The 384-nt window shown below is 40.1% G+C and carries 1 pseudogene; it reads right to left on the bottom strand.

Features of this window, described 5'->3' with window-relative positions:
* Window positions 1–384, bottom strand: a pseudogene (locus tag JHD74_RS26180) (tyrosine-protein kinase); the annotation flags it as partial.

The raw sequence follows: 384 nt of genomic DNA, 5'->3' as shown, positions 1-384 counted from the left end.
CCCAGTTGGCATCGTCGGCAGCGTCAGATGTGTATAAGAGACAGTTCTTGCAACATTCTGTTGCAGATAGTTATTTGTTATGGAATCAAGAATATTCTTAATCAAAAACGGGTCTTCACCAGCCAATGTAAGACCTAGCACCCCGGTATTTTTCCCTTTATCAGAAACATCAAACACATCCAATATCTTATTAATCGCGCTCAACTCGCTTATTTTGGATATCTTGAATTCGGTTCCAGAAGCAGCCTGAATGTCGCTAACTAATATCGAAACACCATCTTTCTGTAGTAAACGTCCCGTTTCACCTTTAGCGATCTCATCGCCATCTTTAGTTAATGTAAAGCTTTTGGGATCATTTACTGTCAGGACAATAGAAGGTGAATC

The sequence above is a fragment of the Serratia sp. ASV30 genome, from assembly GCF_016428815.1.
GTDB classification, from domain to species: Bacteria; Pseudomonadota; Gammaproteobacteria; order Enterobacterales; family Enterobacteriaceae; genus Chania; species Chania fonticola_C.
This window is presented reverse-complemented; position numbering and strand designations above follow the sequence as displayed.